17 protein-coding genes and 1 tRNA gene are annotated in these 21763 nt (G+C 65.1%); 9 read left to right on the top strand and 9 right to left on the bottom strand.

What is annotated here, in order from left to right:
• Position 1 precedes the first annotated feature (1 nt).
• The 3 genes from ABRP17_RS12955 to ABRP17_RS12945 form a co-directional block, all read right to left on the bottom strand.
• Positions 2–847: a hypothetical protein gene (locus ABRP17_RS12955; protein WP_349985737.1), complete on the bottom strand. Its 846-nt coding sequence runs from the start codon at positions 845–847 to the stop codon at positions 2–4.
• A 380-nt stretch (positions 848–1227) separates the two neighbouring features.
• Positions 1228–1301 (bottom strand) — tRNA-Gly (locus ABRP17_RS12950).
• A 274-nt stretch (positions 1302–1575) separates the two neighbouring features.
• Positions 1576–3390 carry an autotransporter domain-containing protein gene (locus tag ABRP17_RS12945; protein WP_349985738.1) on the bottom strand — a complete coding sequence of 605 codons (1815 nt, stop codon included), beginning with the start codon at positions 3388–3390 and terminating at the stop codon, positions 1576–1578.
• A 187-nt stretch (positions 3391–3577) separates the two neighbouring features.
• Between ABRP17_RS12945 and thiS the strand changes: the two genes are divergently transcribed.
• The 4 genes from thiS to ABRP17_RS12925 all read left to right on the top strand — a co-directional run bounded on the left by thiS (position 3578) and on the right by ABRP17_RS12925 (position 7255).
• The gene (gene thiS / locus ABRP17_RS12940) at positions 3578–3778 is read left to right on the top strand and encodes a sulfur carrier protein ThiS (RefSeq protein ID WP_349985739.1); all 201 of its coding nucleotides are present in this window, start codon (positions 3578–3580) and stop codon (positions 3776–3778) included.
• A gap of 61 nt (positions 3779–3839) precedes the next feature.
• Positions 3840–4634 (top strand): thiazole synthase, encoded by a 795-nt coding sequence (locus ABRP17_RS12935; protein WP_349985740.1) that lies wholly within the window; start codon positions 3840–3842, stop codon positions 4632–4634.
• On the top strand, positions 4634–5368 hold the full coding sequence (trmB, locus tag ABRP17_RS12930) for a tRNA (guanosine(46)-N7)-methyltransferase TrmB (RefSeq protein WP_192081523.1): 735 nt from the start codon (positions 4634–4636) through the stop codon (positions 5366–5368). The genes ABRP17_RS12935 and trmB overlap by 1 nt, the downstream gene beginning before the upstream one ends.
• A gap of 39 nt (positions 5369–5407) precedes the next feature.
• Positions 5408–7255, top strand: a complete 1848-nt coding sequence (locus ABRP17_RS12925) for an SLC13 family permease (RefSeq protein ID WP_188326350.1) — start codon at positions 5408–5410, stop codon at positions 7253–7255.
• A gap of 176 nt (positions 7256–7431) precedes the next feature.
• On the opposite strand, the gene ABRP17_RS12920 is transcribed toward ABRP17_RS12925, so the two are convergent.
• A complete protein-coding gene (locus ABRP17_RS12920) occupies positions 7432–7764 on the bottom strand; it encodes a Rieske 2Fe-2S domain-containing protein (protein ID WP_188326349.1) in 333 nt (110 codons plus the stop codon).
• A gap of 182 nt (positions 7765–7946) precedes the next feature.
• On the opposite strand from ABRP17_RS12920, the gene ABRP17_RS12915 reads away from it, so the two are divergent.
• The 4 genes from ABRP17_RS12915 (at position 7947) to ABRP17_RS12900 (ending at position 11067) form a co-directional block, all read left to right on the top strand.
• Positions 7947–8222, top strand: coding sequence for a hypothetical protein (locus tag ABRP17_RS12915; RefSeq protein ID WP_188326348.1), 276 nt, complete (start codon positions 7947–7949; stop codon positions 8220–8222).
• Between the two features lie 109 nt (positions 8223–8331).
• On the top strand, positions 8332–9039 hold the full coding sequence (locus ABRP17_RS12910; RefSeq protein WP_188326347.1) for a fumarylacetoacetate hydrolase family protein: 708 nt from the start codon (positions 8332–8334) through the stop codon (positions 9037–9039).
• A 52-nt stretch (positions 9040–9091) separates the two neighbouring features.
• Complete coding sequence (gene mscL / locus ABRP17_RS12905) at positions 9092–9496, top strand: large-conductance mechanosensitive channel protein MscL (RefSeq protein ID WP_188326346.1); 405 nt, start codon at positions 9092–9094, stop codon at positions 9494–9496.
• A 149-nt stretch (positions 9497–9645) separates the two neighbouring features.
• Positions 9646–11067 carry a M28 family peptidase gene (locus tag ABRP17_RS12900; protein ID WP_188326345.1) on the top strand — a complete coding sequence of 474 codons (1422 nt, stop codon included), beginning with the start codon at positions 9646–9648 and terminating at the stop codon, positions 11065–11067.
• Between the two features lie 226 nt (positions 11068–11293).
• Here ABRP17_RS12900 and ABRP17_RS12895 read toward each other — a convergent pair whose 3' ends face one another.
• Positions 11294–12748: an alanine/glycine:cation symporter family protein gene (locus ABRP17_RS12895; protein WP_349985741.1), complete on the bottom strand. Its 1455-nt coding sequence runs from the start codon at positions 12746–12748 to the stop codon at positions 11294–11296.
• Positions 12749–13157: 409 nt separating this feature from the next.
• Between ABRP17_RS12895 and ABRP17_RS12890 the strand changes: the two genes are divergently transcribed.
• On the top strand, positions 13158–14498 hold the full coding sequence (locus ABRP17_RS12890) for a YcaO-like family protein (RefSeq protein ID WP_349985742.1): 1341 nt from the start codon (positions 13158–13160) through the stop codon (positions 14496–14498).
• A gap of 221 nt (positions 14499–14719) precedes the next feature.
• On the opposite strand, the gene ABRP17_RS12885 is transcribed toward ABRP17_RS12890, so the two are convergent.
• The 4 genes from ABRP17_RS12885 to ABRP17_RS12870 all read right to left on the bottom strand — a co-directional run bounded on the left by ABRP17_RS12885 (position 14720) and on the right by ABRP17_RS12870 (position 21507).
• A complete protein-coding gene (locus tag ABRP17_RS12885; RefSeq protein ID WP_349985743.1) occupies positions 14720–15556 on the bottom strand; it encodes a TrmH family RNA methyltransferase in 837 nt (278 codons plus the stop codon).
• On the bottom strand, positions 15557–17062 hold the full coding sequence (locus ABRP17_RS12880; RefSeq protein WP_188326341.1) for a sodium:alanine symporter family protein: 1506 nt from the start codon (positions 17060–17062) through the stop codon (positions 15557–15559).
• Positions 17063–17230: 168 nt separating this feature from the next.
• Positions 17231–20356, bottom strand: a complete 3126-nt coding sequence (locus tag ABRP17_RS12875; protein ID WP_349985744.1) for an efflux RND transporter permease subunit — start codon at positions 20354–20356, stop codon at positions 17231–17233.
• The gene (locus ABRP17_RS12870; protein WP_349985745.1) at positions 20353–21507 is read right to left on the bottom strand and encodes an efflux RND transporter periplasmic adaptor subunit; all 1155 of its coding nucleotides are present in this window, start codon (positions 21505–21507) and stop codon (positions 20353–20355) included. Before ABRP17_RS12870 ends, ABRP17_RS12875 begins: the two co-directional genes overlap by 4 nt.
• Positions 21508–21763 lie beyond the last annotated feature (256 nt).

Raw genomic sequence — 21763 nt, 5'->3', positions numbered from 1 at the left:
CTTACTTGCCTGTGGGGCGCTTGCGGAAGGAATACTTGATGTCAAAGCCCTTCTTTTGAACCATGTGCTTGTCGTCCAGTTGCACCATGGGCATCTGGCGGCCTGGCATCACGCCACCAATGAACTGCGAAATCTGCTGGAAACAACTGTGCGGGTCGAGGATTCGCTGGAAGCCCAAATCCTTCAAGTTAGGGTTCCGCACCATCACGACGCTGTTCCGGGGCAGGCCCTCCCAACGGACCGGCTCTATATCCAGCGTCATGGTCGACGCAAACAAGAGCACCGGGGCCCCCTGCTCAATGTGAAGGTCAGTGAAGTCGTGGGCCAGCAGGCGATCCCGCACATTTTCATACCGCCGTTCCACGTCTCGCTCGCGTTCAAAAATCTCCACCTCCACTTCCGCGATTTCATGCGGGTCCCGATCGGTGTAACGGGCATGGTTGTCCATGACAACGGCCCGATAGGACTCAAGCGAAGGGGTGCCACACACGCCTACTGCTGCCGGATCATCATGACGGCTGGCGCTCACATCCACCCATATCGGGTAGACCTTACCTGCAACACTCAAAAATGCTTCGTGGAAATAGGGGCTCAACGACGCGCTCTCTGGCAGGATGTGATGACCATGTCGCTGCCAATACGGATACTGAGGATGATGGGTTTCAAAGACAACGGCCGCCCGCGGCCCGGCTGGCCCGCCGTACTTATCTGCGACAGCCCACGGAAGCAAGTCGCCTGGCAGCGGCAGCACATCCCTGCTGGGCTCCCGCACATACACAATGCTTTCATCGCGGCCATAGGCCAACACGGTGTCGTAGTAATCGTGTTGTTTGCTGATGAGCTTCATGCGCAACTCTTCGCAGTTTTGGTGATTCTACCGCCCGATGTTCTCAGACGCAGCTCAGGCAGGTAACTCCATTCCAGACGAAAAACGTTCCGGAATAGAAACAAAAAAGAGCAGATAGGGCTCCGGGCCGGATCATCCTGATTGGCATGCGGCGGTGCATTTCCATGCAGCGGGCAGCTACGGCTGGGGTGCGAACATCGCGTGCACACCAGCGCAGCGGATTGGCCGGCTTGGGGCGACTTTCCAGCACACTCTTCTGATGCAAGCGCGCCCGCATCGGCCAGCGTATCGATCTGGGGGGGGGATGGTGAGCGCCTTGCCGCATGGCATCGAATGCTGGGCATGGCTCAATCAATCACTTGCGGACTGATTTGGAACAGTGGAGCGGGTGAAGGGAATCGAACCCTCGTCAGTAGCTTGGGAAGCTACAGCTCTACCATTGAGCTACACCCGCATCGCGGAGCACAGTTTAGGCGGCGGGGTGGCATGAGCGCAATGCGCGCATGCGGTCACCCAAGCGATGGAGCCGACTGGTAGAGCCGACTTCAGTCGGCTGCACCGGCGCGTCAGAAATCCGGGCGGTGAAAGAAGCCGACTGAAGTCGGCTCTACCTGGCTGCATCCGCCAACCCAAGGATCCGGGCGGTGGGAGAAGCCGACTGAAGTCGGCTCTACCCATGCCCATAGCGGTCCGGAATGACGGCCAGCGGCCGTCATTCCGGATCAGGGTCAGAACGCGCCGCTGACGCTGGCGAAGATGGACGTGTCCATCGCCTTCTTCTGCATCGTGGTCGCGCTCAGGCCGATGTTGCTCTGCAGGCCGAACAGTTCCATGCGCGCACCCAGGATGGCGGTGGCGTAGTCCTTGTCGAACTTCAGGCCCGGCACGCGGTAGCTGCCCACGCCCGGCAGGCTCTGCAGGAAGGCGCTGCCGTCCTGGCGGTCTTCGAACTCGTGGTCATAGGTGATCTGCACGTACGGCTTGATGCTGCCGCCGTCCAGGCGCGCCTGCCAACCGAGGCGGCCCACGGTGGAATCGGCATCCTGGTTGTTGTAACCCAGCGCGGTGCTGCTGGCGTTGCTTTCCAGGTAGCCGTCCAGCTTGATCTTCTGCCAGATCACCGCGGCCACCGGGCCATGGCGGAAGCTGCCCTCTTCACCGAACTCGTAGCCTGCGTTCAGCGCGGCGGTCAGGTTGCTGCCTTCCGGCGATCCCTTGTGTTCGCGGGTTGCCGGGCCGAGGTGCACCTTGCGGGTGACGTCGTAGTCCAGCCAGCTATAGCTGACCTGCCCGTTGACCCATGCACGCTCGCCGTACCAGCCGGCGAACAGGCCGGCCGTGGTGTCGGACTGGGTGAAATCACCCTGGCTGTTGCCGAAGTCGGCATCCATGCGGCCGTAGCCGGCGAAGCCACCGACGACCATGCCATCACGTGCCCAGTCGATGCCGAACAGGCCGGCGGGGGCCATGCCGTCGTACAGGTCGGCGTGGTCGTAGCGCTGCATGTCGCCGCGCAGGCCGCCCCACCAGGACAGGCCTTCGGCCGGTGCACCGCCCAGGTGCAGGCTGACCTGGTCAGCGCGCGAACGGCCGACGGTCTGCGCCGAATGGGTCAGCACCTGCTGCAGGCGCGGTGCTTCCAGCACGGAAATCGCGTACTGGCCAAGCATTTCGTGGGTGGCTGCAGACGGATGGATGCCATCGGCGAATACATAGGCGGTCGCCGCATCCGGCGCGACCAGGCTGGTCGGATTGCAGGTGACCGACGAGGCCACGGTGCAGGCCGCGTTGGTCACGTTGCGGAAGCCATAGGTGATCGGATCCGCGACGATTTCACGCAGGATGGTGAACGTATCCAGCGGGATGAACTCAATGCCCGCCTGGGTCAGGCCGCCGTACAGGGCGTTGTTGTAGGCCGAGGCGACCGCGGTGTACTGCGCCATCGCCGCCGGGCCACCGGCACGGGCCATCGGGGTCAGGCCGATGTCCGGCAGGTTCGGCACCACCACGTATTTGGCACCGGCCGCCTGCAGGGTGCCGACAATGCCGACCTGGCTGGTCACGGCCGCGCCGATCACGGCAGGCGCCTGCGCCGGGCTGGTAATGCCCAGCAGATTGTTCGCACCACCCCACACCGTGTACAGCGCGTTCGGATCAGCCTTGCCGCCGTTGGCCGCCAGGTAGCGGCTGGCCTGGGTGGCCAGCGACGGGGTCGGGCCCAGCGGACCCACCACGTCGGTCGCCACGGTGGCGCCGCCGGCGGCGTAGTTGTCACCGGTCTGGCCGTTGCCGTTCGGGGTGGCGTTGGTGCCGTAGTAATCGGCCACGTGTTCGGCCCACACCCATGCCGGGTTGGTGGTGAACTTGCCGGTCACCGGTTGTACCGAAGCGGGCAGCAGCGGGCGGAAGTATCCGCTGTCGGTCAAGCTGTCGCCGATGAACACCGTGCGGTTGAAGGCCGGTTCGACCGCCATGGCCGGCAGCGCAGCGAGGGCGACTGCGGCGGCAATCAGGGTGCGGACGGGACGTTTGCTGAACAACATGTGGAACTCCTGTGGTATCAATCGCCGGCAGTACGCCAGCGCACGGTGCAATGGTTTCACCAGCGCAGCCAAAGTCACGCTGCGCCGCGACATGCATTGTCGCTTTGGGGGACCTTCAGCGACATCCCTGTCCGATGACGGGCACCACCCGCGTGCCATTGCCGGAAGCATCGGGGACAATGCCGACATGAACATCCAGCTCAATGGCGAAGCCCGCACCCTGCCCTCCGGCACCACCTTGCACGACCTGCTGCAGCGCGAGCAGTTGCTGGAACGTCGCGTGGCGGTAGAGGTCAACAACGAGATCGTGACCCGCAGCCTGCATGCCACGCATGTGCTGGCGGACGGCGATGTGGTGGAGATCGTGCACGCGTTGGGCGGTGGGTGAAGCTGACCGCTGCGTTCGCCGAGCATGGCCCGGCGCTACCAACTAGGGGATAATCCGCGACATGACCGAACATGCCCCCTCTGATTCGCTGGTGATTGCCGGCAAGACGTACGCCTCGCGCCTGCTCACCGGCACCGGCAAGTTCAAGGATCTGGAAGAAACCCGCCTGGCCACCGAGGCCGCGGGCGCGCAGATCATCACCGTGGCCATCCGCCGCACGAACATCGGCCAGAATCCGGGCGAACCGAACCTGCTGGACGTGCTGCCGCCGGATCGTTTCACGATCCTGCCCAACACTGCCGGCTGCTACACCGCTGAAGATGCCGTGCGCACCTGCCGGCTGGCACGCGAACTGCTGGACGGGCACAACCTGACCAAGCTGGAAGTGCTGGGTGACCAGAAGTCGCTGTACCCGGACGTGGTGGCCACGTTGAAGGCGGCCGAGATCCTGGTGAAGGACGGCTTCGAGGTGATGGTCTATACCTCCGACGACCCGATCCTGGCCAAGCGGCTGGAAGAGATCGGCTGCGCCGCGGTGATGCCGCTGGCTGCGCCCATCGGCTCGGGCCTGGGCATCCAGAACAAGTACAACCTGCTGCAGATCATCGAAGATGCCAAGGTGCCGATCATCGTGGATGCCGGTGTAGGTACCGCGTCCGATGCGGCCATTGCCATGGAGTTGGGTTGCGATGGCGTGCTGATGAACACCGCCATTGCCGGTGCCCGCCATCCGGTGCTGATGGCCAGCGCGATGCGCAAGGCCGTGGAAGCTGGCCGCGAGGCCTTCCTGGCTGGCCGCATTCCGCGCAAGCGCTACGCCAGCGCCTCTTCCCCCCTTGATGGATTGATCGGCTGATGACCGACCCGTTTTCCAGTACCGGCTCCAAGGCGCCCGCCAAGCCGTTCACCGTGCACGAAGGCCGCCGCGAGATCCGCAGTTTCGTGCTGCGCCAAGGTCGCTTCACCCCGGCCCAGCAGCGCGCGTTCGATGACCGCTGGCCGCGTTTCGGCCTGGACTTCACTGGTGAAGTCCGCGACCTGGCCACCACCTTCGGACGCGATGCGCACAAGGTACTCGAGATCGGTTTCGGCAATGGCGTTGCCCTGCGTTTCGCTGCGCAGCAGGACGCCAGCCGCGATTACATCGGCATCGAAGTGCATGCGCCGGGTGTCGGCCGCCTGCTCAACGCGCTGGCTGACGACGATGTGGACAACGTCCGCCTGTACCACCACGACGCCGTGGAAGTGCTGGAGAAGGAAATCGCCGATGGCGCGCTTGATGAAGTGCGCATCTATTTCCCGGATCCGTGGCACAAGAAGCGCCATAACAAGCGTCGCCTGGTGCAGCCGGCTTTCGCCGACCTGCTGGTGCGAAAGCTGCGTCCAGGTGGCCGCCTGCATTGCGCGACCGATTGGGAAGACTACGCCGAGCAGATGTGGGACGTGCTTGACGCGACCGATGGGCTGGTCAACCGTGCCGGTGCGCGCGGCCATGTACCGCGCCCGGAATGGCGGCCGCAGACCCATTTCGAAACCCGTGGCCAGAAGCTGGGGCACGGCGTTTGGGATCTGTTGTACGACCGCACGTAAAGATCCACCCTCCCCCACGCTGACCGGAACGCGTCCCCCATGGAAACCGCGCTGACGCTGACAACCGACATGAAGCTCGTCCTCGGGCTGGTCGGTTTCACGATGGCGATGTTCCTGTTCGACCGCATCCGCGCCGATGTGGTGGCGCTGGTGGTGCTGGTCGTGCTGGGCGTCACCGGCCTGATCGCGCCGGAAGAAATCTTCGCCGGTTTCTCCGGTAACGCGGTGATGAGCATCATCGCCACGACCATCCTCGGCGCGGGTCTGGACCGCACCGGTGCGTTGAACCGACTGGCGGCGTGGCTGCTGCGGCGCGGCCATGGGGTGGAGCAGCGCCTGCTGTTGATGACCACGGCCATTTCCGGCTTGAACTCGTCCTTCATGCAGAACCCGTCGGTGATGGCGCTGTACCTGCCGGTGGCCTCGCGCCTGGCCGCACGCACCGGGTTGACCCTGCAGCGGCTGCTGCTGCCGATCGCCGCGGCCATCGTGATGGGCGGCGCGCTGACCATGGTGGGCAACTCGCCGCTGATCCTGCTCAACGATCTGCTGGCATCGGCCAACAACAACCTGCCCTCCGGTCTGGCCACCATCGAGCCGCTGCGGATGTTCGCGCCGCTGCCGATCGGTGTCGCGCTGCTGATCGCCTCGCTGCTGTACTTCCACTTCTACGGCAACCGCAAGCTGGTGGAAGAAGAAACACTGGCCAATGACGGCGTCACGCCAGCGCGCACGGAGAGCTACTTCGCCAAGACATACGGCATCGAAGGCGATGTCTTCGAGCTGGTGGTCAGCGCCGAAAGTCCGATGGTCGGCATGACCCTGGGCGAAGCCGAAACCCTGCACGATGCGCCGCTGCTGCTGGCGTTGAAGACCGGCAACGACACCCGCTTGGCACCGCCGGCCGAGATGCGCATCTGGGTGGGCAGCGTGATCGGGGTGATGGGCTCGCGGCGGCTGGTCAGTGACTTCGCGCAGAACCAGTTCCTGCGCATGTCCTCCCGATTGAAGCACCTCGGCGATCTGTTCAATCCCAGCCGCGCCGGCATTTCCGAAGCAGTGGTGCCGCCGACCTCCGATGTGATCGGCAAGAGCGCGGCCGAGCTGCGCCTGCGCAAGGAACGCGGCCTGAGCCTGCTGGCGATCAACCGCGACAAGCAGGTGATCCGCGAGGACGTGCGCAAAGTGCAGCTGCGCGCCGGCGACATGCTGGTCTTCCACAGCATCTGGACCGATCTGGCGCAGGCCGCCCGCGGACGCGATTTCGTCATCGTTACCGACTACCCCAAGGGCGAGCAGCGGCCACACAAGTTCAAGCTGGCGATGACCATCTTCGCGCTGACCATCCTGATCGCGCTGACATCCAACCTGCCGGTGGCGCTGACCCTGATGACCGGCGTGGCCGGCATGTTGCTGACCGGCGTGCTGCGGATGGACGAAGCCTACGCATCGATCAACTGGAAGACGGTATTCATGATGGCCGGGCTGATTCCGCTCGGCTGGGCGATGGATTCCAGCGGCGCAGCGGCCTGGGTGGCGGGGCATACGATCGACAAACTGCCCGAGGGCATCCCGGTGTGGGTGCTGGAAGTGGCGCTGGCGTTGCTGACGACCGCGTTCTCGCTGGTGATCAGCCACGTGGGCGCGACCATCGTGATGGTGCCCATCGCGGTCAATCTTGCGTTGGCGGCTGGGGGCAACCCGACCGCGTTTGCGCTGATCGTGGCGTTGTCTGCGTCTAACAACCTGATGACCGCGTCGAACCCGGTGATCTCGATGGTCATGGGACCGGCCAATTACACCCCGCGTGAGCTGTGGCGCGTGGGGGGACCGCTGTCGTTGATCTATACGATGGTGGTGGTGGCGATGATCAACATCATGTTCTGAGCCGGATTGGGGTTGGGGTCGGCTGCTGGCTGCTGGCGGGCTTGGGCTGGGGGGGCTGGTGGTAGAGCCGACTTCAGTCGGCTGCCATTGTGGAAGCCGACTGAAGTCGGCTCTACCTCTGCTGTTGGAAGCCGACTGAAGTCGGCTCTACCGTGCGGGCGGGCGCGCCGGGCGGTTCATGCCAGGAAGACATGTCCGTCGCGCACCTGCACGGCGACCGCGCGCAATCGATCACCCTTGCACGGCCCTGCTACGCATTGCCCGCTGTCCAGCGCGAACGAGGCCCCATGCGCGGCGCAGACCAGGTGTCCTTCCCGGCTTTTCAGGAACTGGCCGGGGGCCCAGTCCAGCCGGCGCCCTGCATGCGGGCAGATGTTGAGGAACCCCCGCACGCTGTCGCCTTCGCGATACAGCACCAGCGACTCGGCATCCCCGTCGATCACCACCTCGGCCTCGGCGAAGCCACCGTCGGTGATCTTGTCGACTGCGATGAGCGCTTGGTCGGTCATTTCTGACTCTACATCGGGGAAAGCACTGATTGTCGCATGCCTGTCCAAATGGCTGGCTGTTACATGAATGCAAGTCGTTGATCTGTAATGAACGAGCGGCGTACTTAACGATTTTTTCACTCATGCGCCGAAGCATCGCCCTGATACTGGTTGTTCGCTGATTTCAGCCAAGTGAGTTACCCATGATCAACCGCACCTTCCAATTCGGCCAATTCCGCACTCTGTTTGCGCCGCGCAAGCCGCGTCACCCGCTGGTGCGCGTTGCGGTGGGTCTGCTTGGGGTCGCCATTCTGGGTGTGATGGTGTTCGTGGGTGTTTTCGTCGGTGCAGCGATGATCCTTGCCGGCTTGGCGTGGAAGCTGCTGGCCCAGCGCAAGGCGCCCACCCGCGTGGCCGATGCCACCGTGGTGGAAGGCGAGTACCGCGTGGTCCGCAAGCCTGCGCTGCCGACCCACTGACAGGCCGCTCCGCTCGATAAGGCATGGCGTAGCGCTGCCTCTCCCAGCAGGCGCCACGTTCGCCGGGCGCGGCGCTACACTGCGACGACCTGATCGTTAGGACGCGCGCATGACCGATGTAATTCCCGCCCATCCTGTTCCCCGTATCCCGGTTGTCGGTGGCGGCACGTTCCCCGTACACCGCATCTATTGCGTAGGGCGCAACTTCGCCGACCACGCAAAGGAAATGGGCGCCGTCGTTCCCGATGCCGCGGCGCGGGGTCGGCCGATGTTCTTCAGCAAGCCTGCCGACGCCATCGTGGTCGGCCACGATGATGTCATCCCCTACCCGCCTGCCACCTCCGACCTTCACCACGAAGTAGAGCTGGTCGTTGCCATCGGCAGCGATGCGCCGGAAGGCGTGCTGCCCATCGAGCAGGCGCAGGCATTGGTGTACGGCTATGCCGTAGGCCTGGACCTGACCCGTCGTGACCTGCAGGCCGCGGCCAAGCAGAAGGGTCACCCGTGGGACACCGCGAAAGGGTTCGACGCCTCGGCGCCGATCAGCGAGATCGTGCATGCCGGTGAAGTCGGTGACCTCGCCGCGCTGAACCTGTCGCTGGAAATCAACGGCGAGGTACGCCAGCAATCGCTGCTGGACCAGATGATCTGGAGCGTCCCGGAAATTCTGCATGAGCTGTCGCAGCTGTGGCGGCTGCGCGCAGGCGACCTGGTATTCATGGGGACGCCGTCCGGCGTGGCCGCATTGAAACCCGGTGATCGTTTCAGTGCACGATTGGAAAATGTCGGCGAACGCCATGGCGTCATCGCCGGCTGACATTGCCTGCGATAGGATTTTTCGCAGTCAGCCCCCCTATCAGGAGATCTCCATGGGATTCATCAGTGAGTTCAAGGAATTCGCAACGCGTGGCAACGTCATCGATCTCGCCGTCGGTGTTGTCATCGGTGCGGCCTTCGGCAAGATCGTTACCGCATTGGTCGAGAAGATCATCATGCCGCCACTGGGCTGGGTGATCGGCCAGGTTGATTTCTCCGACCTGGCGTGGACATTGGCGCCTGCTCGCTTGGCGGCTGACGGGACGGAGATCCCGGCCGTGGTGATCGGCTACGGTGATTTCATCAATACCCTGATCCAGTTCGTGATCGTGGCGTTTGCCATCTTCCTGGTCGTGAAGTTCATCAACCGTATGTCGAAGAAGAAGGAAGCCGCGCCCAAGGGCCCGTCCGAAGAAGTGCTGCTGCTGCGCGAAATCCGCGACAACCTGAAGCACTGATCGCGGCACACGGCCAGGCCCGTCCTCCCGCCGGAGCGGACCTGGCCCTTTTCCTCATCTGGCCATTTCCCATGGCCATGACCTAGGGCCCATGCGCGGGGCGGCGGCACTGCTAAGCTCGGACGCTTATGCCCCTGCTGGAGTCGTCCATGCGTCGCCGCGTCCTTGCCCTCGCCTCTTCCCTTGCCCTGCTCGCGTCACCGGCCTTCGCCGCCCCGCATACCACCACGCTGGCCCCCGCCTCGCTGGGTACCGCTGCTGAACTGCGGGAGCAGGCCCTGGCCGACGACACCGGCTGGAAAGTGGTGGAATCGCTGACGACCGAGATCGGTCCGCGCATTGCCGGCAGTGAGGCAGACGCGCGCGCCGTTGCCTGGGCCGAAGCCAAATTCAAGGCGCTCGGCTTTGACAAGGTGTGGAAGGAACCGGTGACGTTCCCGAAATGGGAGCGCCGCAGTGAGCACGCAGCGGTGGTGGGCGCGCACGCACAGCCTTTGACGATTACCGCCCTCGGCGGCAGCCCGGGAGGCAAGGTGCAGGCCGAGGTGGTGCGCTTCGCTGATCTGGCTGCGCTGCAGGCTGCGCCCGCAGGATCGCTGCAGGGCAAGATCGCCTTCGTCGATTACCAGATGCTGCCGTTCCGCGACGGCCGCGATTACGGTCGTGGCGGCGCCATCCGCAGCAAGGGACCGTCCGAAGCCATTCGCAAGGGCGCGGTCGGCTTCCTGATGCGCTCCGCCGGTACCGATTCGCACCGTGTGCCGCATACCGGCATCACCCGCTATGACGATGGCCTGCAGCCGGTCCCTTCGGCGGCATTGTCGGTGCCTGACGCCGACCAGTTGGCACGTCTGGTTGCACGGGGCAGCACCACGGTCAGCCTGGCGCTGGACTGCGGCTGGGATGGAACGGCGACCTCGTACAACGTCATCGGCGAAATAACCGGGCGCTCGCTGCCGAAGGAAGTGGTCGTCATCGGGGGCCATCTGGATTCCTGGGATCTGGGCACGGGCGCGGTGGACGACGGCGCAGGCGTCGGCATCACCATGGCCGCCGGGCACTTGATCGGCCAGTTGAAGCAGGCACCGAAGCGCAGCATCCGCGTCGTCGCGTTTGCCAATGAAGAACAGGGTCTTTACGGCGGCAAGGCGTATGCCGAGGCGCACGCGAAGGATGTCGTGCGGCACCAGTTGGCTGCCGAGAGTGACTTCGGCGCTGGCCGCATCTACGCCTTCAACACCGGTTCGCCGAACCCGGACGCCTCGCGCGATGCCACGCGGCAGATTGCCGAGGTGCTGAAGCCGCTGGGTATCGAGTACGCCGCCGACAAGGGCGGCCCGGGTCCGGACATCGGCCCGCTTGCGGCCAAGGGCGGCGCATGGGCTTGGCTGGCGCAGGACGGGACGGACTATTTCGACCTGCACCACACGGCCGACGATACCTTGGACAAGATCGACCCCAAGGCATTGGCGCAGAACGTCGCGGCGTACACGGTGATGGCCTACTTGGCCGCCGATGCCGACGGCACATTCGGCAGCGAAGCCAAGGCCACCGTTCCGCCGAACGAGTGATCCACCGGACCACGCAGCCCCCCGGTAGCGCCGACCCATGGTCGGCGAGCGAAGCGGCCCGCGGTGTCGGACAGCCCCCCGGTAGCGCCGACCCATGGTCGGCGAGCGCAGCGGCCACGCGGTGTCGGATCGCCCCCCGGTAGCGCCGACCCACGGTCGGCGAGCGCAGCGGCCACGCGGTGCAGGACCGCGCCAACGGCAGCCGGCTGAAGCCGGCTCTACCTGACTACGGATGCTCCCACAACGGTGCGTTTTTCAACCCTATCGCACGCGGGTTGAACACCGGGTCGATGCCTGCGTTGCGGCTTTTCTCGTAATCGCGCAACGCGGCCAACGCGGGCTTCTGCAGCAGCAGGATGGCGATGATGTTCAACCAACTCATCACCCCCACGCCAATGTCGCCCAGGGTCCACGCCACGGTCGCGCTGTGCAGCGAGGAATACGCCACCATGCCCAGGAACGTCAGTCGGAAGGCGTTGACCACCCAGGCCGCCGGCTTGTTCCGGCAGAGATAACTGATGTTGGTATCGCCCATGTAGTAGAGCGCCAGGATCGTAGTGAACGCGAACGGCAGGATCGCCAGCGCGACGAACGATTTGCCGAAGCCCGGCAACGCCGATTCCACGGCATGCTGCACGAATCGTGGCCCTGCCTCCATCCCGGGTAGATTGGCGACCAGCATGCGCGCTTCGTCAGGCACGCCGTTCACCGCGGGATCGTACACGTTGTACAGACCGGTGGAGAGGATCAGGAAGGCCGTCGCGCTGCAGACCACCATGGTGTCGATGTAGACCGAAAAAGCCTGTACCAGCCCCTGTTTGACCGGGTGGGAGACCTCGGCGGCCGCAGCAGGATGTGCACCGCTGCCCATGCCGGCTTCGTTGGACAACACACCACGGCGTACGCCCCACTGGATGGCCACGCCCACCATCGCGCCGAAGGCAGCGTCAACGCCGAAGGCACTGCGGACGATGAGGCCGATCACCTGCGGAATGCGCTCGTAGCTCATCACCATCACCACCAGTGCAACCAGCAGATAGGCGATGGCCATCACCGGCACGACCCACTGGGTAACCACCGCGATGCGGCGCACGCCGCCAAAGATGATGAGCCCCAGCAGGGACACCACCGCCACCGCCGTCGCGGCCACCGGCACGTCCCATGCTTCGTTGAGCGCACCGGCGATCGCGTTGGACTGGGTGCCGGCCAGCATCGCGGCTGCCGCGACGGTGCACAGGGCAAAGACCAGCGCGTACCAGCGCTGTCCCAGTCCCTTTTCCATGTAGTAGGCCGGCCCGCCGCGGTAGTGGCCCTGGCTGTCCCGTTCCTTGTAGATCTGGGCCAGGGTGGACTCGATGAAGGCGCTGGATGCGCCGAAGAACGCCACCACCCACATCCACAGAATCGCACCCGGCCCGCCAAACGCGATGGCCATCGCGACGCCCGCGATGTTGCCGACGCCGACGCGGCTGGACAGCGAAATGTTCAGCGCCTGGAAGGGCGACAAGCCCGCCGCGGAACCACGGTGCTGGAACATCAGCGCCAGCATCTGCGGCAGCGCACGCAACTGGATGAAACGTGTCCGGATACTGAAGTACAGACCGGCCGCCAAGCACAGGCCGACCAGGTAGGGACTCCATACCAGGGCAACGATCGTGCTTGTTGCCGACTCGATACTCATTGCGTGTTTCCTTGCTGCCGGTGGGTGGGCCCCACGTTGCCCAGCGTGATCGGCCACAGCAATGAGAAAAAAACGAAATGACGCATTGCCCGACGTCCCGCTCGACCCGGTTCGCCATTCGAATGCAGATTTCTGCTCCCCCCGACAGACGTGTTTTTCTGACCCAAGCAGCTCTTTCGCCGTCGATCAGGAACGGTTGCGACGCAAGCCGCTGTCTGTCGTCGCGCACATTGGCAAACCGCGCCTGAAGCTGTCAGGCCGGAGTGTCCCTGCGACATGACGACGGACGCAGCATCGTCGGTGCCAGGCATACCCCGCTGCCTGCCTGGCCCCGCCGACGTCCAATGACCCCACGTCAGCAACGTACCGCGGATGCAGGCAGCCACTCGATATCTTCAGGAGCGCACCAATGAATGCACGTCCTTTGCCCCTCTGCAGCTCACCGATCGCAGACGTCGCCGGGCTGGAAAACGAGATTCCGTTTGCTGTGGCCAACAACGCGGCAAGCGAGCTGATCGCCGCGATGAAGCTGGACCATGAGCAGATCTGTCTGGACACGCAGGGGCTGCACTTGGAGAGAGTCCGTCTGCAGACGCGTGCCCGTATCGGACATGACATCGAAGTGTGCGGATCCGGCATGGATCACGCGCAAGCCCTGCGCAGCGCCCTCTTCCCGGCCATCGCCCAGCTGCTTCATGCGGATTACGCCAACACATCACGCATGGTGACGTGCAAGGCGAGCGACTATCTGACGCTGCCAGGCGTAGAGCAGGCATTCTCCGAACTGATGCCGGTGATCGCCGAGCAGCCGCGTGCGAGCATCGCGACCACCCTGTTCCATGAAGTGAATGCAAGCCGCTCGCTGCCGGTGCCCACCGCCTTGGTGAATGCCCAGTACCTGCACGACGTGACGCGCGGATCCTCGCCGACGAAGGTCCATGACGACTTCGATTACACGCTGCTGGGACGGTATAGCAGCAACCGTAGCGTGGCGGCGGGGGCGACCCAGGACGAAGCCCTGCTGCAGGGCATGTTGTCGGCCCAGGAAGAGGTGGCGCTGGGACGCTTCGCGGTGCAGGGCATCGGCCTGCGCCAGCGGCGCTACCTGCGTCGCGTGGATAACGCCACCCTGCCAGCACAGATCCGCGCGCTGTGGGAAACCACGACCAAGCGCCAAGGCAGCCCGGTGCACCTGTTCGACATCGCCGGCCAGGGCACGGTGCCGACCTATCTGGCATGCGCGGAAGGACCGACGGCCGATGCCTGGTGCGTGGCCGCCGGCGCGGGCATCAGCCCGGAACACGCAGCGACGCGCGCATTGCGGCACCTGCTGCAGCAGCACGAGGGCAGTGCCTGGACGCCCGGTCGCCATGATGGGGATGCCGTGTCCGCTCAGGGCCGGCAGGGGTCCGTGCCGCTCCTGCAGGGTGAACATCGCCAGTTCGCGCTGCAGAACCTGCAGGAGGTGATCTCCTGTGCCAGCGTCGACCACGTGCCATTCGGCCAGATGCGCGAAGGTACGGTGGGTACGACGTTGGCCAGTCGCATCGTGTTCCTGCAGGAGAACTTCAAGCGCAGCGGACTCACGGTCTGGCAGACGCAGTACTTGCCGGCTTGGGAGGCAGCAGAGCAGTCGATTGCATGCGTGCAGGTACTGCTCGCGCCGTTCGACGCGAACTATCTGCTGCTGCAGGGCATACCGGTGGCGGTCTCGCTGGCGGCATTGGACGAGGCGTCCAACCAAGGCTGACCGCTCGGCTCCTGCCGACACTGACACGCGCCACAGGCGTTGAAAAAGTACCCGGCCGCATCGCGGCCGGGTCGCCGCACCACCCCACCCCACACGGTGGGGTGCATCCCTGCGGATGTACCGGCCAACGCCATCGTCCTGCAGACTGCCAACACGATGGTGCTGTTACACGTTGCGCCTATGCCCCGACCCGGGGCATAGGGAAAGCACCGGCCGGTGGATCAGGAATTACGTGCGCCTGCCCACTGTGCGAGCAGGACGGCCGTGGCCGACGCCACATTGAGACTCTCAACAGCACCGGTGCCGGGAATGGATACCTGCTGATCGCAGTCGGCGGCGAGCTGGCGGTCCATGCCCTCGCTTTCCGCGCCCATCACATAGACCAGGCGGTCCGGCAGCGAGGCGGCGAACACGTTGGTGCCTTCGTCCACCACCGTAGCAGCCAAGCCGAAGCCGGCCTGCCGCAGCATCCGCATCGCCTCGGCGGTAGCCGGCAGGCGTACCAGCGAAACCGATTCCGCCCCACCTTCGGCAACGCGGGCGGCCGCGCCTGATATGCCCAACGTGCTGGTTTCCGGCAACAGCAGCCCGGCCACACCGAAGTGCGCCGCAGAACGCAGGATCGCGCCGAGATTGTGCGGATTGCCTACCCCGTCAAGCCACAGCGCCACCGCAGGTCCTGCGGGCAGATCCTGCAGCCACGCTTCAAGGGTCAGCATCGGCGAGCGCTGCACGTCAGCGACGATGCCTTCGTGATGGGTCGTTCCGGAGAGCTTGTTGAGGTCGCCGTCTTCCACCACGCGGTAGCCGACGCGATTGGCCACACACCACTTGAGCAGCGGCTGCATGCGCGGGATCAGCGCCTCCAGCAGGTACACCTTGCGCACCGCCTGCGGCCGCTTGTTGAATGCGGCCAGGACCGCGTTGACGCCGAACAGCCGCAGCTCATCGGTGTTGCCGCGCCCACCGCCCGGCGGCGCCGGTGCTTCGGTACGCGGCAGCGGCGTTGCACGCGGCGGACGCGCGGACGGACGGCGGTTGTTCCAAGGATTGTTCACTTACGCAGCTTCCTGTTTCTTCTGCCAGAAATCGGCATTCTTGATACCCAATGCGACCGGATCGAAGGTCGGATCCAGGCCCAGTTTTCTCTGTCGCTCGTAGTCGCGCAACGCGATCATCGCCGGCTTCTGCACGATCAGGATGGCAACGATGTTCAGCCATGCCATCAGGCCCACGCCGATGTCACCCAGCGCCCAGGCCAGCTGCGCGTTGTGGAACGCACCGAAGATGACCATGCCGATGATGCCCAGGCGCAGGGCCAGCACCGTCAGCGGACGCTTGGCGTTGTTGTTGAGGTAGGTGAGGTTGGTCTCGGCCATGTAGTAATAGGCCATGATCGTGGTGAAGGCGAAGAAGAAGATCGCCACCGCAACGAAGGCCGCACCAAAGCCCGGGATCACGCTTTCCACGGCGGCCTGTGCATAGCCGGCGCCTTCGGCGATCCCCGCCAGTCCCTGGAACACCGGCTCGGCGCCAGCAACGGGCGAATACACGTTGTAGGTACCGGCGGCGAGGATCAGGAACGCGGTGGAGGTGCACACCATCATGGTGTCGAAATAGACCGCGAAAGCCTGTACGTAGCCCTGCTTGGCCGGGTGGGAGACTTCCGATGCCGCCGCCGCGTGCGGACCGGTGCCCTGGCCTGCCTCGTTGGCGTAGATGCCGCGCTTGACGCCCCACTCCACGGCCAGACCCATCATCGCGCCAAAGGCGGCATGGGTACCGAACGCGCTGTCGAAGATGATGCCGAACATTTCCGGCACGCGATCCGCGTTGAGGATCATGATGGTGACCGCCATCAGGATGAAGCCGGCGGCCATGAACGGCACCACGATTTCGGCGAAGCTGGCGATACGCTTGACGCCGCCGAAGATCACGACGCCCAGCAGCAGGGCGACGACGATGCCGATACCCAGCTTCAGCGCCTGCACCTGGTCCATGCCGAACGCCTGGCCATCGAGCGGACCGCACAGCGAGCTGCCGCGGCAGGAATTGATGATGCTGTCAGCGATGGCATTGGCCTGCACGCCAGGCATCAGGAAGCCGGCCGCGACAATGGTGGCCAGGGCGAAGGCCATCGCATACCACTTCAGGCCCATGGCCTTTTCGATGTAGTACGCCGGGCCACCGCGATACCTGCCCTCGGCATCCTTGGTCTTGTAGATCTGCGCCAGCGTGCATTCGATATAGGACGTCGATGCGCCGAGGAAGCCCATCACCCACATCCAGAAGATCGCGCCGGGTCCGCCGAAGGCGATGGCCGTGGCCACGCCGGCGATGTTGCCGATGCCCATGCGGCCGGCCATCGACATGGCCAGCGCCTGGAATGAAGAGACGCCGGCGTCGGATTTCTCACCGGCCACGGTCAGGCGGCACATCTCGAAGAAGCCGCGGAGCTGCATGAAGCGGGTACGGACGCTGAAATACAGGCCCGCCGCCAGGCACATGAAGATCAGCGCCTTGCTCCAGATGATGCTGTTGATGAAATGTACGGCTGCTTCCACGCGCTCTCTCCAGTCGGCGGAACAAAGGACGTCCCGTCGGCTGAAGGGAACCGCGTTGATTCTAGCTGGCGAACGGCCGGTAGTGACGCCCACTGACCGTCAATGTCCGGAAAGCCTGACGGCCAGCGGCCTAAAACTGACGGCCAGCGGCCGTCACTACCCGGTCTCTCAGGCGTGGCCGCCGACCGAGGGGGTGTCCTTTTCCTGCTTTTCCAGCTCGCGGGCCACCGCTTCCGGCGAGCGCGTGAACGGGGCAAGCCGGGCATAGAACGCCGGCACCACGAACAGCGACAGGAAGGTGGACAGGGTGACGCCGAAAATGATCACCACGCCGATCGTGCCACGGCTGGCCGAGCCAGGGCCGCCGGCCACGACCAGTGGAATCGCCCCCACCACGGTGGCGATGGACGTCATCAGGATCGGCCGCAGACGCACCCGCGCGGATTCGATGATCGCCTCGCGCACCGTCCGCCCTTCGTCGCGCAACTGGTTGGCGAATTCGACGATCAGGATACCGTTCTTCGCGGCCAGGCCGACCAGCATCACAATGCCGATCTGGCTGAACAGGTTCACCGTCCCCCCGCTCACCCACAACCCGACCAAGGCCCCGAGCACGCCCAGCGGCACGGTCAACATGATGGTCAGTGGATGGATGAAGCTTTCGAATTGAGCCGCCAGCACCAGGTACACCACCAGCAGCGCCATGGCGAAGGTCAGCAGCACGGCACCACCGGAGCTCAGGTACTCGCGCGATTCGCCCTTCCAGCTCACCTGCGCGTGCTGCGGCAGCTCTTCGCGGGTGACGCCCTGCGCCCAGGTGATGGCCTCGCCCAGCGGGTAGCCCGGCGCCAGGCCGGCACTGATGGTGATCGAGCGCAGCCGGTTGAACCGGTTCAACGAGCCGGCTTCCGCCACTTCGCTCAGTGTGACCAGATTGGAGAGCGGCACCAGTTCGCCGCCGCTGGAACGCACGCGGATGGCGGCCAGGTCGGCCGGCGTCGCCCGTCCATCGCGGCCAGCCTGCACCAGCACGTCGTACTCTTCGCCGTTGTCCACGAAGGTGGTGACGCGGCGCGAGCCCATCATCGTTTCCAGCGCTGAACCGATCGCCGTCACCGGCACGCCGAGATCGGCCGCGCGCTGGCGGTCGATGTTCACGCGCATCTGCGGCCGGGTCTCTTTGTAATCCGAATCCACGCCGACCAGGCCAGGGTTGTCGGCCATGCGCAGCAGCACCCGATCACGCCACTGCGCGATCTCCGCATACTCCGGCCCGCCGAGGACGATCTGGAACGGCTGTCCGCCACCACGCACCAGTCCCCCACCGACCTGGGTGCGCACGCGCACGCCGCGCACGGTATCCAGCTCTTTCTGCAGTTCGTCGGCTACTTCCGGGGTGGAGGTCGTGCGCTCGCGCCACGGCTGCAGGAACACGCTGATGCGGCCGGTATGCATTTCCTCGCTGGAGCCCCAGCCGCCAGGCACGCGCGGGTTGGCGCGGGCGATGGGATGTTCGTCGCCTACATGGCGCGCCACGATCGCTTCCACCTGCTGCACCTGGCCGACGGTGTAGTCGAAGCCCGCCCCTTCCGGACCGTCGATCATGATCTGGAACGAGCCGCGGTCTTCGGCCGGGGCCAGCTCGGAAGGCAGCGACTTGATCAGCACCCAGCTTGCCGCCAGCGCGGCGACCATCACCAGCAGATAGATCCACGTGCGGTCGACGTGGCGATCCAGCACATTGCCATAGCCGCTGGCGAGCTTGTCCAGGTTGCGGTTGATCACGCCGTACAGCCCGCGCGGCGCCTTGCCGGAATGCGGCTTGAGCAGTTTGGAGGCCATCATCGGCGTCAGCGTCAGCGCAACGAAGGCGGACAACGCGACCGCGGCCGCCAACGCCACCGCCAGTTCGCGGAACAGGCGTCCGGTATTGCCCTCCAGGAAGCCAACCGGCAGGAACACCGCCACCAGCACGGCCGTGGTGGCGATGACCGCGAAGGCCACCTGCGCGGTGCCGCGCTTGGAGGCCACCAAGGGGGGCTCACCCAGGTCGATGCGACGCTGTACATTTTCCACCACCACGATCGCGTCATCCACCACCAGGCCGATGCACAGCACCAGCGCCAGCAGGGTGAGCAGGTTGATCGAGAAATCGAACGCGTACAGCGCGATGAAGGCCGCTACCAGACACACCGGCACGGTCACCGCCGGAATCAACGCGGCACGGAAACTGCCGAGGAACAACCAGATCACCACCAGCACCAGCAGCATCGCCTCCACCAGCGTGGCGTAGACACGATCAACCGCGGCCTCGATGAAGGTCGTGTTGTCGAAGGTGACGCCGATCTGCGTACCCTGCGGCAGCGTTTCGGCGATGCGATCGGCCTGCTCACGCGCTGAGCGGGTCACGTCCAGCGCGTTGGCGGTGGAGGTCTTGACGATACCCAGTCCGACGCCGGGCTCGCCGTTGCTGCGGTAGTAGGCGCGCCGTTCCGCCGAGGCCAGCTCGATCTTGGCCACATCGCCCATCCGCACCACATAGCCGTCGCTGCCCTTGCCCAGCGGAATGGTGGCGAAGTCCGCAGGCTTCACGTAGTTGCGCTCCACGCGCAGGGTGAAGTCCCGATCGGCCGATTCGATGCGGCCCGCGGGCAGCTCCACGTTTTCGTTGCGCAGGGCGGTCTCGACGTCGCCGGTGGTCAGCCCACGCGCTGCCAACTGGTCGCGGTCCAGCCATATCCGCATCGCATAACGCTGGCGGCCACCGATGCGCACTTGCGATACACCGTCCAGGCTGGCGAACCGGTCCACGACGTAACGCTCGGCATAATCGCTCAGTGCCAGCGTGTCCATGTTCGACGAAGACAGGTTGAACCAGATGATGGCCTCGTCGTCGCTGTTGGCTTTTTCGATCTCCGGCGCGCGTGCCTCGTCGGGCATGCGGTCGGCCACGCCACTGACCGCGTCACGCACGTCGTTGGCGGCGGCTTCGATGTCGCGGTTGCTGGTGAACTCCAGGCTGATCTGCGCACGGCCATTGGTGCTGCGCGCGTTGATCATGTCGATGCCTTCGATACCCGACAGGGAATCTTCCAGCACCTGGGTGACCCGGCTTTCAATCACCGCCGCCGACGCGCCGGGGTAATCCACCGATACCGACACGACCGGCGGGTCGATGGCCGGCAACTCGCGCAGGGTCAGCCGGGTGAACGACATGATGCCCAGCACGATGAGCAGCAGGCTCATCACCACCGCGAACACCGGCCGCTGGATGGAGATGTTGGAGAGTTTCATCCGCCGTTACCCGCCGGTGCGACCGGGGTGACCGGTGCCGTCGGGGCGTCGGCTGCTGGCGCTGGCGTCGCCGGCGGAGGCGGCATTTTTTCCGGTTCCGGCGCCGCGACGGGCGCGACCTCGCGCGCCTCCACCTTCAAGCCGGGCCGCAGTTTGCCGGTGCCATCGATGATGATCCGCTCGCCGGGGCGGATGCCCTGCTTCAACTCGACCACGCCGGCACGGCGCGCACCGGTCATCACGTCGGCGCGTTCGACGGTGCTGTCGGCCTTCAGGCGATAGACGAAGGACTCGCGTCCGACCTGCACCACCGCGATCTCCGGCACGATCAGCGCCTGGCGTTCCGGGCGATAGATGTTCACGTCCAGCAGCATGCCGGGGCGCAGCGCGTGGTCGCCGTTGGCGAAGTCGGCGCGCACGGTCACCGCACGTGTGGACGGATCGACGCGGGCGTCAATGGTGGTCACTTCGCCTTCGAACGTACGACCCGGCCACGCCACGCTGGTGGCCTCCACCTTGTTGCCGTTGGCCAGCGAGGACAGCTCGGACTCGGGCATCTGGAAATCCACGTGCATGCGCTCGATGTCGTCCAGCGTGGCGATGGCGGTGGTCGGGGTGACCAGCGAGCCGGGGCTTACCTGGCGGATGCCGAGCACGCCAGCGAAGGGCGCGCGCACGTTGCGGTCACCGATCTCGGACTGCATCTCCGCCACGCGGGCCTCGGCCGAATCGCGGATGGCTTTCTGCGTATCCAGCGTGGAACTGGCGACCAGCCGCTGCTGTGCCAGCTCGCGCTGCCGACGGTACAGCTGATCCGCTTCAGCGAACGTCGCTTGGGCCTGGGTCAGTGCAGCCTGCTGTGCCTGTCCGCGCAGGGTCACCAGCGGTGCACCGGCGCGCACTTGTTGGCCGCTGTCGAAGTGCACCTGTTCAATGATCTCGCTGACCTTGGCGGTGATGGTCACCGATTCGCGTGCTTTTGCTGTACCCAATGCCTGCAACGTATCGCTCCACGCGGCCATTTCCACGACCTGCGCGGTGACCGGCACATCGGCAGCCTGGCGGCGTGCCGCCTCCGGTTCGCCCTTGCACCCGACCACCATCAGCAGGGCAAGGCCGGCGGCCGTGCCCATTGCGAAACGTCCCAACATGAAAGATCCCGCCTTCTGCATGACCGCCGAGTGTAGGGGCCAGCATGCGAAGACCGTATGTGCCAAGCGTTTACCGTCATGTGCACGGCCTGCGGTGGCAGCCGGAACCCTTTCCGTGCAAGGGCTTGGCGCGGCGTATCGCGATGTGTCGGGATGTGTCGGGCCTTGCCTCGTCAGCTCAACGGCGCATGTGCCTCTGGTCGGCGCGCCGGGCACCGTCCATGTTGAAGGTGTCCTGCCACCTGGAAGGCCTTCA

The sequence above is a fragment of the Stenotrophomonas sp. WHRI 8082 genome, from assembly GCF_040223995.2.
Lineage (GTDB): Bacteria > Pseudomonadota > Gammaproteobacteria > Xanthomonadales > Xanthomonadaceae > Stenotrophomonas.
Note: the sequence above shows the minus strand (reverse complement) of the source record. Positions and strands in the feature narration are given on the sequence as shown.

Bases quoted from the DNA above. Each gene is read 5' to 3' on its own strand.
- ABRP17_RS12955 (WP_349985737.1), bottom strand. From the start codon at position 847: ATGAAGCTCATCAGCAAACAACACGATTACTACGACACCGTGTTGGCC.
- ABRP17_RS12945 (WP_349985738.1), bottom strand. From the start codon at position 3,390: ATGTTGTTCAGCAAACGTCCCGTCCGCACCCTGATTGCCGCCGCAGTC.
- thiS (WP_349985739.1), top strand. From the start codon at position 3,578: ATGAACATCCAGCTCAATGGCGAAGCCCGCACCCTGCCCTCCGGCACC.
- ABRP17_RS12935 (WP_349985740.1), top strand. From the start codon at position 3,840: ATGACCGAACATGCCCCCTCTGATTCGCTGGTGATTGCCGGCAAGACG.
- trmB (WP_192081523.1), top strand. From the start codon at position 4,634: ATGACCGACCCGTTTTCCAGTACCGGCTCCAAGGCGCCCGCCAAGCCG.
- ABRP17_RS12925 (WP_188326350.1), top strand. From the start codon at position 5,408: ATGGAAACCGCGCTGACGCTGACAACCGACATGAAGCTCGTCCTCGGG.
- ABRP17_RS12920 (WP_188326349.1), bottom strand. From the start codon at position 7,764: ATGACCGACCAAGCGCTCATCGCAGTCGACAAGATCACCGACGGTGGC.
- ABRP17_RS12915 (WP_188326348.1), top strand. From the start codon at position 7,947: ATGATCAACCGCACCTTCCAATTCGGCCAATTCCGCACTCTGTTTGCG.
- ABRP17_RS12910 (WP_188326347.1), top strand. From the start codon at position 8,332: ATGACCGATGTAATTCCCGCCCATCCTGTTCCCCGTATCCCGGTTGTC.
- mscL (WP_188326346.1), top strand. From the start codon at position 9,092: ATGGGATTCATCAGTGAGTTCAAGGAATTCGCAACGCGTGGCAACGTC.
- ABRP17_RS12900 (WP_188326345.1), top strand. From the start codon at position 9,646: ATGCGTCGCCGCGTCCTTGCCCTCGCCTCTTCCCTTGCCCTGCTCGCG.
- ABRP17_RS12895 (WP_349985741.1), bottom strand. From the start codon at position 12,748: ATGAGTATCGAGTCGGCAACAAGCACGATCGTTGCCCTGGTATGGAGT.
- ABRP17_RS12890 (WP_349985742.1), top strand. From the start codon at position 13,158: ATGAATGCACGTCCTTTGCCCCTCTGCAGCTCACCGATCGCAGACGTC.
- ABRP17_RS12875 (WP_349985744.1), bottom strand. From the start codon at position 20,356: ATGAAACTCTCCAACATCTCCATCCAGCGGCCGGTGTTCGCGGTGGTG.
- ABRP17_RS12870 (WP_349985745.1), bottom strand. From the start codon at position 21,507: ATGTTGGGACGTTTCGCAATGGGCACGGCCGCCGGCCTTGCCCTGCTG.